At 64.9% G+C, this 15,194-nt stretch carries 10 protein-coding genes, 1 tRNA gene and 1 pseudogene; 10 read left to right on the plus strand and 2 right to left on the minus strand.

The window, feature by feature from the left end; all coding sequences use genetic code 11:
• The first annotated feature begins 135 nt into the window (after window positions 1-135).
• The 5 genes from recA (at window position 136) to ROV93_RS02760 (ending at window position 5,055) form a co-directional block, all read left to right on the plus strand.
• On the plus strand, window positions 136-1,173 hold the full coding sequence (recA, locus tag ROV93_RS02740; RefSeq protein WP_005416046.1) for a recombinase RecA: 1,038 nt from the start codon (window positions 136-138) through the stop codon (window positions 1,171-1,173).
• A gap of 110 nt (window positions 1,174-1,283) precedes the next feature.
• The gene (gene recX / locus ROV93_RS02745; protein ID WP_061480154.1) at window positions 1,284-1,775 is read left to right on the plus strand and encodes a recombination regulator RecX; all 492 of its coding nucleotides are present in this window, start codon (window positions 1,284-1,286) and stop codon (window positions 1,773-1,775) included.
• Window positions 1,776-1,884: 109 nt separating this feature from the next.
• The gene (gene alaS, locus ROV93_RS02750; protein WP_072166679.1) at window positions 1,885-4,533 is read left to right on the plus strand and encodes an alanine--tRNA ligase; all 2,649 of its coding nucleotides are present in this window, start codon (window positions 1,885-1,887) and stop codon (window positions 4,531-4,533) included.
• A 147-nt stretch (window positions 4,534-4,680) separates the two neighbouring features.
• Window positions 4,681-4,884: a carbon storage regulator CsrA gene (gene csrA, locus ROV93_RS02755; protein WP_004152909.1), complete on the plus strand. Its 204-nt coding sequence runs from the start codon at window positions 4,681-4,683 to the stop codon at window positions 4,882-4,884.
• 78 nt (window positions 4,885-4,962) lie between these two features.
• A tRNA-Ser gene (locus ROV93_RS02760) sits at window positions 4,963-5,055 on the plus strand.
• Between the two features lie 119 nt (window positions 5,056-5,174).
• Here ROV93_RS02760 and ROV93_RS02765 read toward each other — a convergent pair.
• Complete coding sequence (locus tag ROV93_RS02765) at window positions 5,175-7,505, minus strand: TonB-dependent receptor (RefSeq protein ID WP_072166677.1); 2,331 nt, start codon at window positions 7,503-7,505, stop codon at window positions 5,175-5,177.
• Window positions 7,506-7,728: 223 nt separating this feature from the next.
• On the opposite strand from ROV93_RS02765, the gene ROV93_RS02770 reads away from it, so the two are divergent.
• Window positions 7,729-8,211 carry a LuxR family transcriptional regulator gene (locus ROV93_RS02770; RefSeq protein WP_072166675.1) on the plus strand — a complete coding sequence of 161 codons (483 nt, stop codon included), beginning with the start codon at window positions 7,729-7,731 and terminating at the stop codon, window positions 8,209-8,211.
• 113 nt (window positions 8,212-8,324) lie between these two features.
• On the opposite strand, the pseudogene aceE reads toward ROV93_RS02770, so the two are convergent.
• Window positions 8,325-8,618 (minus strand): annotated as a pseudogene (gene aceE, locus ROV93_RS02775) (pyruvate dehydrogenase (acetyl-transferring), homodimeric type); the annotation flags it as partial.
• A gap of 327 nt (window positions 8,619-8,945) precedes the next feature.
• Here aceE and ROV93_RS02780 point away from each other — a divergent pair.
• The 4 genes from ROV93_RS02780 (at window position 8,946) to ROV93_RS02795 (ending at window position 15,166) form a co-directional block, all read left to right on the plus strand.
• Window positions 8,946-9,461, plus strand: a complete 516-nt coding sequence (locus tag ROV93_RS02780) for a sigma-70 family RNA polymerase sigma factor (RefSeq protein ID WP_072166673.1) — start codon at window positions 8,946-8,948, stop codon at window positions 9,459-9,461.
• Window positions 9,458-10,480: a FecR domain-containing protein gene (locus ROV93_RS02785; protein WP_072166671.1), complete on the plus strand. Its 1,023-nt coding sequence runs from the start codon at window positions 9,458-9,460 to the stop codon at window positions 10,478-10,480. Before ROV93_RS02780 ends, ROV93_RS02785 begins: the two co-directional genes overlap by 4 nt.
• A gap of 140 nt (window positions 10,481-10,620) precedes the next feature.
• Window positions 10,621-13,560, plus strand: a complete 2,940-nt coding sequence (locus tag ROV93_RS02790; protein ID WP_072166669.1) for a TonB-dependent receptor — start codon at window positions 10,621-10,623, stop codon at window positions 13,558-13,560.
• A gap of 10 nt (window positions 13,561-13,570) precedes the next feature.
• Entirely contained in the window at window positions 13,571-15,166 is a 1,596-nt protein-coding gene (locus tag ROV93_RS02795; RefSeq protein WP_072166667.1) for an alkaline phosphatase D family protein, read from the plus strand.
• Window positions 15,167-15,194: the final 28 nt, after the last annotated feature.

Consider the following 15,194-nt stretch of genomic DNA (forward strand, 5'->3'; position numbering starts at 1 on the left):
TGTCCGATAATTCTTTTCAGAGCGCCGGGCAGAATCTCAGCCTGTGCGATACGTCCGACTTAAAGTGAACCCATGGCAAAGAAGACCCCCAAAGACAGCACCCCCAACGACATGACCTCTGCAAGGACCAATACGATGGACGAGAACAAGAAGCGGGCCTTGGCTGCTGCTCTGGGCCAGATCGAGAAGCAGTTCGGCAAGGGCTCGGTGATGCGCATGGGCGACCGCGTGGTCGAGCCCGTCGAAGCCATCCCGACCGGTTCGCTGATGCTCGACATCGCACTGGGCATTGGCGGTCTGCCGAAGGGCCGTGTCGTTGAGATCTACGGGCCGGAATCCTCGGGCAAGACCACCCTGACCCTTCAGGCCATCGCCGAATGCCAGAAGATGGGCGGTACCGCGGCCTTCATCGATGCCGAGCACGCGCTTGACCCGATCTACGCCGCGAAGCTGGGCGTGAACGTGGACGACCTGCTGCTGTCGCAGCCGGATACCGGTGAGCAGGCGCTGGAAATCGCCGACATGCTGGTCCGTTCGGGCTCGGTCGACATCCTGGTGGTCGACTCGGTCGCCGCGCTGACCCCGAAGGCCGAAATCGAAGGCGAAATGGGTGACCAGCTGCCGGGTCTGCAGGCCCGCCTGATGAGCCAGGCGCTGCGTAAGCTGACCGGCAACATCAAGCGTTCCAACACCCTGGTGATCTTCATCAACCAGCTGCGCATGAAGATCGGCGTGATGATGCCGGGCCAGAGCCCGGAAACCACCACCGGTGGCAACGCGCTGAAGTTCTATGCCTCGGTCCGCCTGGACATCCGCCGTATCGGTGCGATCAAGAAGGGCGATGAGATCATCGGCAACCAGACCAAGATCAAGGTCGTCAAGAACAAGCTGGCGCCTCCGTTCAAGCAGGTGATCACCGAGATCCTGTACGGCGAAGGCATCAGCCGCGAGGGCGAGCTGATCGACATGGGCGTGGATGCCAAGCTGGTCGAGAAGGCCGGCGCCTGGTACAGCTACGGTGAAGAGCGCATTGGCCAGGGCAAGGACAATGCCCGCGGCTACCTGCGCGACAACCCGACCGTCGCCGCCAAGCTCGAGGCCGAGCTGCGTGAGAAATTCCAGCCGGCCGAAGCGGCCCGCGAGGAAGGCGACGACGAAGGCGACGACGAGTAAGGCTTGCTGTGGGGCAGGGCGGCGCCGTCAGTGACGTCGCCCTGTCCCGCAGGTTCGAATCGCCCAGGGATGGGCAGGGCGCCAAGGACGGCGCCACCCTTGGAGCACCGATGTCCGACGCCGAAGACATTCCCACCGGCCGCAAGCGCCGGCAGCGTGAGCAGACTCCCGTCCAACGGGCGCTGGGCCTGCTGGTCCGCCGCGAGCACTCGCGCAAGGAACTCACCCGCAAGCTGACCGCCCGTGGCATCGAAGACGAAGCCGCGCAGGCCGCTGTCGCCAAGCTGACCGAGGCGGGCTGGCAGGATGACACCCGTTTTGCCGAGAACCTGGTGAGGATGCGCGCCAACACCGGTTATGGGCCGATCCATGTCCGCGCCGAGCTGGGGACCCACGGCCTGGACAGTGCCGCGATTGCTGCAGCGATGGACAGCTACGAAGGCGACTGGCAGGAGAACGCCCGTGATCTGGTCCGCCGACGCTTTGGCGAGGCCGGTCCGCAGGACCTGACGCAGCGGCGCAAGGCCGCCGATCTGCTGGCCCGACGGGGCTTCGACGGCGACAGCATCCGCCGTGCGACCCGCTACGACCCGGATGACTGAGACTGGCGGCGCCGGGCCTGATACCCTTTAGGTTTTCGGCGGTCCCTCGCGACTCTGGCCAACACGGCCGGTGGTCAGGGTCCGCCGGCCCGCAGACTGCCAGCCCCCAATGAACGCATCCGCCAAATTCACGACATCCCAGATCCGCAGCGACTTCCTTGAATTCTTCAAGGGCAAAGGCCACACCATCGTGCCCTCGGCGCCGCTGGTGCCGGGCAATGATCCGACCCTGCTGTTCACCAACTCCGGCATGGTGCAGTTCAAGGACGTGTTCCTCGGCGCGGAGAAGCGTAGCTACGTGCGCGCGGCCGACGTGCAGCGCTGCCTGCGCGCGGGCGGCAAGCACAACGATCTCGACCAGGTCGGCTACACCGCACGCCACCACACCTTCTTCGAAATGCTGGGCAACTGGTCGTTCGGCGACTACTTCAAGAAGGACGCGATCGCCTGGGCCTGGGAACTGCTGACCCAGGTCTGGAAGCTGCCGGCCGAACGCCTGCTGGTTACCGTCTACCAGACCGATGACGAAGCCTACGAGCTGTGGCGCGACATGGTCGGCGTGCCGGAAGAGCGCATCGTGCGCATCGGCGATAACAAGGGTGCGCCGTTCGCTTCGGACAACTTCTGGCAGATGGCCGACACCGGTCCGTGTGGTCCGTGCACCGAGATCTTCTACGACCACGGCGACCATATCGCAGGCGGCCCCCCGGGTTCGCCGGATGAAGACGGCGACCGCTTCATCGAAATCTGGAACCTGGTGTTCATGCAGTTCGACCGCCAGCCCGACGGCACCCTGGTGCCGCTGCCGGCGCCGTGCGTGGATACCGGCATGGGCCTGGAGCGCCTGGCTGCGATCCTGCAGCACGTGCACACCAACTACGAGATCGACCTGTTCCAGGCGCTGATCCGCAAGGCCTCCGAGCTGACCGGCACCGCCGACCTGGAGAACAAGTCGCTGCGCGTGATTGCCGACCACATCCGCGCCTGCTCGTTCCTGATCGTCGACGGCGTGCTGCCGTCCAACGAAGGCCGGGGTTACGTGCTGCGCCGTATCATCCGCCGCGCCCTGCGCCACGGCTGGATGCTGGGCGTGCGCCAGCCGTTCTTCAGCAAGCTGGTGCCGACGCTGGTCGAGCAGATGGGCGAGGCCTATCCGGAACTGCCGGCGGCGGTGGACACGGTCACCCGTGCGCTGCAGGCCGAGGAAGAGCGTTTCGCCGAAACCCTCGATGCCGGCATGAAGATCTTCGAAGACGTGGCCGGCAAGGCCAGCAATGGCGTGATCCCGGGCGTTGACGCCTTCCGCCTGTATGACACCTATGGCTTCCCGCTCGACCTGACCCAGGACATCGCCCGCGAGCGCGACCTGACCGTCGACATCGCCGGCTTCGATGCCGCGATGGAGCAGCAGCGCGAGACCGCGCGCGCGGCCGGCAAGTTCGGTGGCGGCGTGACCCTGCCAGCCGAGCTGGTGGCGACCCTCAGCCCGACCCAGTTCGTGGGCTACGACCGCCTGCAGGCCGACGGCCTGGGCGTGCTGGCCCTGCTCAAGGACGGTCGTCCGGTGCAGTCGGCCGATGCGGGTGACGCAGTCATCGTCATCACCAACCAGACCCCGTTCTACGCAGAGTCCGGCGGCCAGGTCGGCGACACCGGCGTGCTGACCGGCAACGGCGTGCGCCTGGTGGTGGAAGACACCCAGAAGTTCGCCGGCCAGTTCCATGGCCATGTCGGCACCCTGTCCGGCGGCGGCCTGAAGGTCGGCGACGTGCTCTCCGGCCAGGTTGATGGCGAGCGCCGCGGCGCCACCATCCTCAACCATTCGGCCACCCACCTTCTGCACGCCGCCCTGCGCGAAGTGCTGGGCACCCACGTGCAGCAGAAGGGCTCGCTGGTCGCCCCGGACCGCCTGCGTTTCGACTTCTCGCACTTCCAGCCGATCAGTGCCGACGAACTGGCGGTGATCGAGCGCAAGGTCAACCAGCAGGTGCGCGCCAACAACGCCGCCGAAGTGCACACCATGGGCATGCAGGAAGCGCTGGACTTCGGCGCGATGGCCCTGTTCGGCGAGAAGTACGGCGAGCACGTGCGCGTGCTGAAGATGGGTGACTACTCCACCGAGCTGTGCGGTGGTACCCACGTCAACCGTACCGGCGACATCGGCCTGTTCAAGATCACCTCCGAGGGCGGCGTCTCCGCGGGCGTGCGCCGCATTGAGGCCGTCACCGGCCAGGGCGCGCTGGACTACGTGGACGCCGAAGAGGCCCGCCTGGCCGAGGCCGCTGAGCTGCTCGGCGGCAGCGCCGCCGACGTGGTCGAGAAGATCCGTGCCCTCGGCCAGCGCCAGAAGCAGCTGGAGCGCGAACTGGAGGCCGTGAAGGCCAAGGTTGCTGCGGGTGCCACGGCCGACCTGTCCGGCCAGGCCGTCGAGGTCGCTGGCGTGAAGGTGCTGGCTGCCCGCCTGGAGGGCTTCGACGCCAAGGCCCTGCGTGACGCCATGGATCGCCTCAAGCAGCAGCTGGGCGACGCGGTGATCGTGCTGGCCGGCGCCCAGGACGGCAAGGCGGCCCTGGTCGCAGGCGTGAACGGCAGCGCAATGGGCAAGGTCAAGGCCGGGGAACTGTTGTCCCATATCGCCGGTCAGATCGGGGGCAAGGGCGGCGGACGCCCGGACCTCGCCCAGGGTGGTGGCGAGGACGGGCCCGCCCTTGCCACTGCGCTGGCTGCAGTCGTCGAATGGGTCAGCCCCCGCCTGTGATGAACCTGGCCGTCCCCCTCCTTGTAGGAGCGGGACGGCTGACGGTACCATTGCGAATCTTTTCCCTTTGTCGTGGTAGCGCTTCTTGACGGAGCGTCAAGCCGGTGGGGGATACCCTTCCACACGGTTCCATGGAGACTTACAAAAATGTTGATCCTGACTCGCCGCGTCGGCGAAACCCTGATGATCGGAGACTCGGTGAGCGTCACCGTGCTTGGCGTCAAGGGTAACCAGGTGCGTATCGGCATCACCGCGCCGAAGGACGTCGCTGTGCATCGCGAAGAGATCTATCAGCGCATCCAGCGTGGTGATGAAGCCGGTGGCACCGGTAGCGAAAATTCTGCCGAATAACGCTTTACCTTCGCACTCGATTAACGTTATGATTCACGCCCCGCTGAGGTGCGACGCACCAGACGCGGAGAAAACCCCGGAGTGATGCCCGAGTGGCCGAAGGGGCTCCCCTGCTAAGGGAGTATAGGGTCAAAAGCTCTATCGAGGGTTCGAATCCCTCTCACTCCGCCAGATACAAAGAAGCGCCTGCAGATCCTCGATCTGCAGGCGTTTTTCTTTGCGCGGATGCAGGGTCCCGGCGTGCCATCCAGCGATCATAGATCGCTGATGGCGACCGAATCAGGCTCTCCTCAGAGCTTTAGCGTCACACCCACCTGGAAGCCCCGCCCCGGCAGCGGCGCGATGTACTTCAGCGGCGAGTTGTGTGGACGCGCTTCCTCATTGAGCAGGTTGCTGCCGTTGACGAACACTTCCATGCCGGCGATGTAGCTGCTGCGCACCGGCAGTTCGCGGCTGACCTGCAGATCAACCAGGTTGAACGCGTCCAGCGGGATTTCCCCGCTGACGTTGCGGCCGAGGTACTTCTGCGTGTCGTAGTAGGTGCTCGACAGCTGCGCCTTCCAACCTTCGCGCTGCCATTGCAGGTTGGCACCGTAGCGGTTGGTCGGCATGTTCGGGAGGTACTCGCCATCGTTGTGGGCGCGCAGCGGATCGGGGTGGTCGGCCTTGTTCTTCACCAGATCGGCGAAGGCAGAGATGTTCAACGTGCCATACCGGCCCAAGTCCAGCACCTGAGATGCGTCGATCTCGAAACCCTTCACCGTGGTGTCGGTCTGCTTCCAGTACTTGAGCGGCAGACGGTTGGCGGTCTGCAGGCCGGAATGGCCGAGGTAGAGATAGTTCTCGTACTTCATCCGGTAAGCGGTGGCCGACAGCTCGAAACCGCCGATGTGGAACAGGCCGGTCAGCTCCAGGTTCTTCGCGCGCTCAGGCTTGAGGTTCTGGTTGCCTTCTTCCTGGGTCATCACCGAATAGTGTGCGTTGCTGGCATACAGCTCGTTGATCTCCGGTGCGCGCTGCGAGGATGCGTAGCGCACCTTGGCGGCGAACAAGGGGCCTAGCTCGACATACGATCCTAGGGTGTAGCTGTTGAGCCGGTAGTCGCGGTCCTGCAATTTCGTGTTGGCGGCATTGCGCGCTGTCTTGAAGCGGCTTGGTTGCAGGTCATGGTCAACGCGCTCGTGGCGCACGCCTGCATCGAAACTGGCCCAGCCGAAGTCCAGCGTCTCCTTCAGGAACACCGCGTTGCTGCGGGTGTCGACGTCGGGCAGGTAGCGCAGTGAACCGCTGCCGGTGACCTGGCGCGACTGGTGGCTGAAGCCGAGCAGGCCGCTGAGCGGACCGACGCGCTGATGGCTCAGAAGCAGCTCGGCCTGGGAGCTTTCGAAGTCGTAGTCATTGGCCTTGGATGCACCGAGGCGCTCGCCCGACGTGTTGTCCAGCCTGGAAACTCGCAGCTCCGCGCGCTCGAACCACGGCAGCGGATCGCGCAGCAGGGCGTCCAGCGCGTAGCGTTCCTGCTTGATCACCACGCCCACCGGCAGGCCATCAGCATAGTTCGAACCGAACGACAGGTTCTGCATCGAGAATCCCGGCACGCCGTATTCGCTGTCCTTGGCATCGATGCTGACACCCACGTAGCCACGGTCGAAGAACAGCGTCGAGCCGAAGGCCACCTGCGAGTTGCGTGCGTAGCTGTTGCCCAGCCGGTGATGGTAGTCGGGCGTGACATCGTTGTTGATCTGCTTCTGCACGTACGACGGCGTGCCGGGCACGTAGGCCGGGTTGGCCGGATTGATGTAGGTGCGGTGCTGCCAGACCGAGGTCGGATGGTTGGTGTAGAACGAGAAGTCACCATCGGCCCAGTCCGGATTCTCGCTCATGAACTGGTCGATGTAGGGCTGCGAGGCCTTGTTGTAGATCTGCTGGACGCGCGCCTCTTTCTGGCAGCTGTCGGCCAGCGCCGAGTTGACGCCGCCGGTCGGCGGGAACAGGCGGGTGTTGCAGACGTCGGCCTTGCTGTTGCCCGGGATGTCGTAGTGCGAGATGCGCTGGCGCGAGACCTGCAGGTTGGTCGAGAGGTTGCGCTGGTTGTTGAAGTTCATGCGGAAGCCCTGCGCGTCGGCTGCATTGAAGCCCTTGCGCAGGACCAGCTCCATCGACTGCTCCGTGTCTTCCAGGCTGCGCGGGATGAGGCCCGAATCGATCTCCACGCTGCCGCCGATCGCATTGCCGCCATAGCGCACGGTATCGGAGGACTTGTTGACGATGACGCTGCGCACGAACAGTGGATCGAACGGAATGTTGATGTCGCCGCTGATCGCGTTCATGCCGAGAATGGACTGGCCATCCTGCAGGATCTGCACGCGGTTGCCGCTGAGGCTGCGGATGACCGGGGCGCCCGCGTTCGGCCCGAAGGCGCTGCTCTGCACGCCGGAGACATGTTCGAGCAGGCTTCCGAGGGTACGGTTCTGCGCCTGTGGATTGTCGACGGTGACCCGGCTGTCGACGCGCGAGGGCGGGGAGGCCTGGACCTGGAGGGTGGGAAGGGTAGGCGCGTCCGCAGCGTGGGCGGTGTGGACAGCGAGCAGGATGGCGGCAGCAAGCAGGTGGCGACGCATAGCAGGACTCGTGAAATAGGCGTGAAATGTTATAACGTAACGATCTGTATCGACAAGGACGTGATGAGGCCTTGCCGCCAGACCTGAATCGCGGGAGGCGCGAACGAGGTTGCCGCGCGTTCAGCGCCCTGCCTTGTGCGGGGTCCCGATGCTGTGCACGATCCGAAGCGCTGCGCCCCACAACGCGTCACGCAGCACCTTCTTCACTGGAACGGAGCAACGTATGAAGCTGTTGTCCGCTGTGTTGTTGTGTGCGTGTTCGCTGCCGGCCGGATTGGCGCTGGCGGTGGAAGCGTCCCCGTCGCCGCTGCTGGGGCGCTGGTCGCTGGACACCGCGACCTCGGCACTACCCGAGACGCAGCGTCCGAAGCGGGTGGTGCTGGAGTTCAAGGATGCCGGTGGCGGCCGCTGGAGCTCGCACGTGGATATCGTCCTGCATGATGGCAATACCATGAAGTCCGACGGCACGCTGGCGCTGGACGGTACGCCGGGCCCTTTGTCCGGCACCTATGGCGCGGACAAGGCCAACCTGAAGCTGCCGGCGCCGAACACCCTGGTGATGCAGCTGGTGGACCACGGTACGCCGGCCTCCACCCGTATCTACACCGTGGCCGATGACCAGGCGACGATGACCGAGACCAAGGCGTTCTACGCTCACGACGGGACGCCGATCCTGCAGACCAACCTGTTCAAACGCATGCCGTAGCGATCCTGCGTTCACCACGCCCGCACAACGGGCGTGGTGAACACCGCCGCCTTACACCGGGGCCGGGTCGCGCTTGCCGGTGTCGATGCCATACCTGCCCATGGCGTCCTGCATCCAGCACGCAGCACCATGACCATCACGTTCCAGCGGATCATCGCGTTCAGGCGGCGCTCGACGGCCAGGTCGCCCGGATAGGCCGGCTGGCGTTCGGGCGGGATGGTATTGACGTAGGCCGTCCATGCGCAGGTATGCAGGTCGCCGTGCTGCGGGGCGTCCAGCCCGCTCAGCTGATCGATCAGGTAGTGCGCGCGTGGCCGGCCACCGGCCTGCATCACCGCCTGCAGCGATTCACGCCACTCCCGCGTTTCCAGCGGGTCGGTATCGAAGGGGATCAGAAATTGGTTCATGACTGTCTCCGGAGGGCGCCGCTCGGACGTCTGCCTAGGCGACAACACCATCAGGGCGCACAGCACTGGAGCGGGGTCGCCACGGCAATGCCGTGACGCGAAGGGCGGACGTGGCAGCCACCGAGGAGACAAGCGTAGGCCCGTCCTCGCGCCTTCGATAGGCGGGCCCGGCTTCGGTTTCTGGCAAGCAAGAGTTGGAGCAGCGCGCCGTATCGTGCGCCGACGTGCCGGGCGGGGAATGCCTGGTGCGTTCGTCTGCTGCAACGCCCCTGTCATCAATGGCCGTCACCCTGCTGGGCTTTCCAGCCTCGGGGTGGTTGGCCGGCCGTGAACAGCGTGAGGATCTGGGAGAAGAGCTACGAACTGCGGCGCCGGCTGCTGCGTGGCTTCTTCCTGCGTCGCGGTTCGGCCAGCGAGGATGCCGAAGACCTGGCGCAGGAGGTCTACCTGCGGCTGCTGCGCAGCACCGGCGAGGATGCCGACGCGGTCGAGAACCCGGAAGCCTACCTGTTCACCGTGGCGGCCAACCTGGCGCGCGAACATGCACGAGCGCGGTCGTCGCTACCGCCGCTGGAGGACGTCGATCTGCTGGCCGAAGTGCTGAAAAGCGAAGAAGACATCGAGGGCGAATTCGAGCGTGCGCAGCGCTGGAACGATATCCGCAGCACCATCGCGCGCTTGCCGGCGACCACGCGCCGGGTGATGGAGCTGCATTACCGCGACGGGCTGGACTGCCCGGGAATCAGCCAGCAGCTGCAGGTGTCGGTGCACATGGTGCGCAAGCATATCGGCAAGGGGCTGGAGGCCTGCAGGAAGGCGCTGGGCGCCAGGGAGCTCACATGAATCGGTATCCATCACGCAGGCCTGACGACGCGATCGAACGTGAGGCGGCGCACTGGTTCCTGTGCAATCGCGAGGGGGGGCTGGACAAGGCCGGGCGTGTCGCGTTCCTCGACTGGATGAAGCGCTCGCCCGAGCATGTTCGCGCCTACATGCGCGCGCTCGCGTTGCACCGGCAGGTGGGCGAGGCGCTGCAATCGCCGTTGGCTGATGCGGCGCTGGTGCCACCGCAGCAGGTCGCCGCCAAGGTGGTGCCGCTGTTCGGTCGTGCGCACGCGCCGCCCCGCGCCGCGCTGCGTCGCGGTCGCGTGCGCTGGTGGACGGTCTCTACCGCGGCCTGTGTTGCCCTGCTCGGCGTGGGCCTGGTTTCGCAGATGATGCCCACCCAGCAGCTCTACAGTGCCGGGCATGGTGAACTCCGCGACCTGGTGCTGCCCGACCAGACCCAGGTGCGGCTCAACGCGGACAGCCGACTGCGGGTACGCATGAGCTGGTTCAGTCGAAGGGTGGAGCTGCTGCAGGGGGAGGCCACGTTCGACATCGCCCGCGACCGCCGTCCGTTCAAGGTGGAAGTGAACGGCCTGGAGATCCGGGATATCGGCACTGTATTCGATGTATCGCGACGGCTGCAGAGCACCCGCATCGGCGTGGTCTCCGGCGAGGTCGAGGTCTGGAGCCAGGGCGCGGGTGCCCGCCGCCTGGCCCAGCTGGAGCAGGGCCGGGTGGTGCAGGTCGACGCGCGAAGCCGTGCCGTCGAGTCAGTGGACATGCCGCTGTCGATGCTGCTGGACTGGCAGCAGCGCAAAGTCTCCTTCCTCGATGAGCGGCTCGATGAGGTGGCAGCTGCCTTCAACCGGCACAACCAGGTGCAGGTGCGCGTGCTGGACGAAGGCGCAGCATCGGCACGGTTGTCCGGCAGCCTTGATGCGCATCGCATCGGTGCGCTGCAGGCCTTCCTTGAACGCGACCCACGCTTCGTGGTGAGGCGCGAAGGCGACACAGTGCGGGTCGGCAGTCGCTGAGGCCCGTGTGGTCGTGGACTGTCAGAAAAAATTCATCGAATCCGTGTTCTCCACTTCGGTGGATGCGGGCTCTTACTTGGGAGAAGCCGCTGCCAAGTCACGCGGCGACCTCGCAGCCTTTTCTCTTCCAAGGACCCGTGATGCGCAACACGCTCTACCTGTCGATCATCCTCGCCCTGTCTCCCTGCAGCGTGACAATGGCGGCCGCGGCCGCGGCCACTGCCGATGGCCTTGAAGCCCGCGTGTCGGCGGCGATCGCGGCGCAACCGCTGGCACGTGCGCTTGAGCAGCTGTCGCGCAGTTCCGGCGTGCAGTTCCTGTACTCGGGCAGCGGTGAAGCGCACATGGCCGGGGCTGTGCCGCGGGGCGCCACCGTCAAGCAGGCGTTGGACGCACTGCTGGCGGGTACCGGCCTTGGCTACACCGTGGTGGATGGCAATGTCATCGCCATCGATCCGGCACCCGCACGCAATGCGCCGAAGCCAGCCGCGCCGATGCCGCGCGAGGCCGGGGCGGTGCTGGCGCCGACCCTGGGCACGGTGAAGGTGATTGCCGCGCATGAGGTCATCGACCAGAAGAAGTCGTCGCCGGTGATCAAGGATTCGGTGGTCTACGACGAGATGGACAGCTACGGCGACGAGACCCTGGCCGAGAGCCTGATGGCCGCTCCAGGCCTGAGTGCAGTGGAGGATGCCGGCGAACCACGCTACGTGACCGTGCGCGGCGTGCAGGCCAACCTCAACTACACCACCATCGATGGCATCGCGATCGCCAGCGTGGGGGGCAGTGGCTCCGGGGAGCGCATGAACAATCTGCAGCTGATTCCCAGCGACATCGGTACCCGAACCGACATCTACAAGAGCTTCAGCGCAGAGCAGGCACCGGATGCGATCGGCGGTGTGATCGACATCATCAGCCGCAGCGCCTTCGACCGGTCGGGCAGGTACGTGTTTGCCGATGTGGCAGGCATCTATTCCACAGCCGAGACCAACGTCGAGCGCAGTGCCGGCGGCAACCACGAGACCCTGGGCCATTTCGGCAAGAGTGCCAAGATGGTGTTCTCCAACCAGTTCGGCGCCGACCAGGAATTCGGCATCGTTGCGGTGGCACGCTATGAGCAGCGTTCACGCAACAGCGTCAAGCGCTGGGTGGAGTCGAACTACTACTACAACGACGCTGGAAAATACCTCACCGACGGCATCACGGGTCCGGACGAGGCCAAGGGTTGGAACGGCCTGCGTGCGCCTGGCAACTTCAGTACCGGCACCTATACCAACTTCATCACCAACTTCGGTGGCTCCGCCAAGCTTGAGTGGAAGCCCTCGGATGATCCGTTCTACGCATCGCTGCTGCTGTACTCGTACCGGTTCTACGAGAACTCGACGATGAACAAGACGGATCTGTACGGCAACGCCAAGTTTCCGATCCGCAACCAGACCGAGGACAGCGGCACCACGCAGATCAACAGCATCTACATCAAGAACCGCCACGACCGCTGGGACCGCAGCAACCGTGGCGCCATCGCCAGCTTCAACTGGGACGTCGGCGACCGTTCGCGCCTGACCCTGCGTGGTGGCCACACCGAAGAGACCTTCCACAACAACCAGGTCTACTGGGGCGTGCGCGCCTATCCAAGCAATCTGTTCGTCGACTACGAAAATGACAGTCACGGGTTCCCAAACGCGGTAGCGGTTTCTGATTCCAGCCTGCTGACCAGCTCCGCGTTCAAGCTCAATCCGGCGCAGGCCTATGTCTCCCCACGCGATGCCAAGGAGAGCATCGACAACCTGCGCGCGGACTTCAGCTACAACATCGATGCCGATGCGCGTGGCTTCGGCCTGGCCACCGGCGCCGAGTACCGCCACCTGAAGATCTGGCAGGACATCGACTTCGACTACTTCAAGAGCAGTGCCACGCTCAACGATTACCTGTATCCGGGTTCGACGCTGCTGGGCAGCGTGCCGGGCTTCCCGCTGATCGACAACCGCAAGTGGAACGAGGAACTGCTGCCGAAGCTGGGCAACAACAATGCGGCGTATCCGAATGCCAACTTCACCAGCGACTACAAGTACGTGGAGGACATCACCAATGCCTATGTGTCCGCTCACTACGCCTGGGACCGGCTGCTGCTGATCGGCGGCCTGCGTTACGACCACACCCGCTTCAATGCCTACAGCCCGTTCAGCGATGATGGCGGCAGTACGTATACGTCCGCCTTCCGCAACACGAGCGGTGGCTACAACAACCTGCTGCCTTCGTTGAATGCGACGTTCAAGCTGAGCGAGGACCAGCGCCTGCGCTTCTCCGCCAGCCGTACGCTGGGCCGGCCGACGCCGAGCAACATCGCCCAGGCCACCAGCACCAGCTGTGGCGATGACGAGGAGGGCAGGGGCTTCTGCACCATCAAGCAGGGCAATGCCAACCTGCAGCCGCGCCGTTCCACCAACGTCGACCTGGCGTGGGACCTGTATTTCAACGGCAACAATGGCCTGGTCTCGGTGGCGCTGTTCGACAAGGTGATCAAGGACGATATCTACACCCTGACCACGTTCGAGAACGTGGGGGACACCCGCTACCGGGTCACCCAGCCGATGAACACCGACGAGTCGAAGCTGCGTGGCGTTGAGTTCGCGGTGGCCAATCGCAATCTGCAGTGGGGCCGCCAGCGCTTCGACATGTACTTCAACGCGACGCGTCTGGAAGGCCAGACCAACTACCGCATCACCGATGGCACCGAGCGGCGCCTGGACCGCCTGCTGTACCAGCCGGACTGGTCGCTCAATGGGTCGGTGATCTGGCGCATGCCGTGGAAGAGCTCGCAACTGCGCCTGTCCGGAACCTACCGCAGCCGGATGCTGGTCGACTTCGGTGACACCGAATGGCTGGATTCGTACTACGACCCATACATGACGTTCAACATGGCTTTCAGCCACAAGGTCGGCAAGCACGTAACACTGAAGTACGAGGCCAAGAACCTGTTCAACACGCAGCCCACCTACAGCACCGGTCCGAACGGGCGTTTCCGAACCGAGATCGACGACTACGGCCGCTTCTTCTATTTCCACATCATCTACAACTGAGGGGGCATCCGTGGAGACGATCAATCGCAGGCGATTCCTGGCCTTGGCCGGCCTGTCGGCCGCAGGGGCCTGGATGGGCACGGCGTGCGCACTGGCCGCGCAGACCGACGCCACTGCACTGAACCCACGCAACCTGCTGGCCTCGCCGCGCTTTGCCAGCACGCCCTTCACCCTGGGCGTGGCCTCGGGTGATCCCTCGGCCGATGGCATGGTGCTGTGGACACGGCTGGCGACCGAGCCACTGGTGTTCGGTGGTGGCATGCCGGCCCGGCCGATGGTGGTCGAGTGGCAGCTGGCAGCAGACGAAGGCATGCGCAAGGTGGTACGCCAGGGTTCGGCCCTCGCGCATCCCGAACTCGGCCACGCGGTGCACGTGGAGCTGGACGGGCTGGCGCCCGGACGGCCCTACTGGTACCGCTTCACCGTAGGCGGCCACGCCAGCGCAGTGGGTTGTACGCGCACGCTGCCGGCAGCCACGGCGGCGGTGGATCGCGTGCGCTTTGTGGTGGCTGGTTGCCAGCACTACGAAGAAGGCCACTACACCGCATGGCGACGCATCGCCGAGGAACCGCTCGATTTCGTCTTCCACTATGGCGATTACATCTACGAAGGCGAAAGCCAGCCGGGCCCGCGGAAGATGAACGGCCAGCCGTTCACCAACCTGCGCAACCACGTCGGCCCGCAGATCTATACGCTGGATGATTACCGCCGCCGCTACGCCCAGTACAAGAGCGACGCCGACTTGCAGGCCGCGCATGCGTCGGCCCCCTGGTTCGTCACCTTCGATGACCACGAAGTGGACAACAACTGGGCCGGCGCCGAAGACCAGGACGATACGCCCAGCGAAGTGTTCCTGCTGCGGCGCGCGCAGGCGTTCCAGGCCTACTACGAGAACATGCCGCTGCGCCGTACGGCATTCCCGCGCGATGGCCACATACAGATGTACCGGCGCGCACGCTACGGCACGCTGATGGATCTGCACCTGCTCGACACCCGCCAGTACCGCAGCAAGCAGGTGAACATGGCGCTGCGTGAGGAGGTGGAATCGCCGGAGCGCAGCATTGTGGGGGCGAAGCAGGAACGCTGGCTGTTCGACGGCTTGGCCGATGCGGCGCCGCGCTGGCATACCATCGCCCACCAGGTGGCGCTGGGCAACTACATGCGCGAGAAGGACGGGGTAGTGCAGTCGTCCGACGACCAGTGGTCGGGCTATCTGGACAGCCGCCGACGCCTGCTCGATCACATCCAGAAGGTGGGCTTCGGCAACGTGGTGACCGCTTGCGGCGACGCGCATCGCCACTACGCCAGCGATCTGGTACAGGACCACCGTGACTCGGGTGTGGTCTCCAGCGAGTTCCTCGCCACCTCGATCACTTCCGGTGCCGACGGCCAGGGCGTGGACGCGTATGCCATGAACCAGCTTGCGCACAGTCCCTACCTGAAGGCGACCACCGACAAGCGTGGCTACGTGCTGTGCGATGTCACCCGCGATGCGTGGATCGGCGACATGAAGACGCTGGATACCGTAATGCAGCCGAATGGCGCGCTGCAGAGCTGGAAGCGCTATGCGGTGGAGCACGGCCGGCCGGGGCTGCAGGAGGCCTGAATCTGCCGATCTGCCCCGTAGAGCCGAG

The organism is Stenotrophomonas maltophilia group sp. msm4 (assembly GCF_032025605.1).
GTDB lineage: Bacteria > Pseudomonadota > Gammaproteobacteria > Xanthomonadales > Xanthomonadaceae > Stenotrophomonas > Stenotrophomonas sepilia.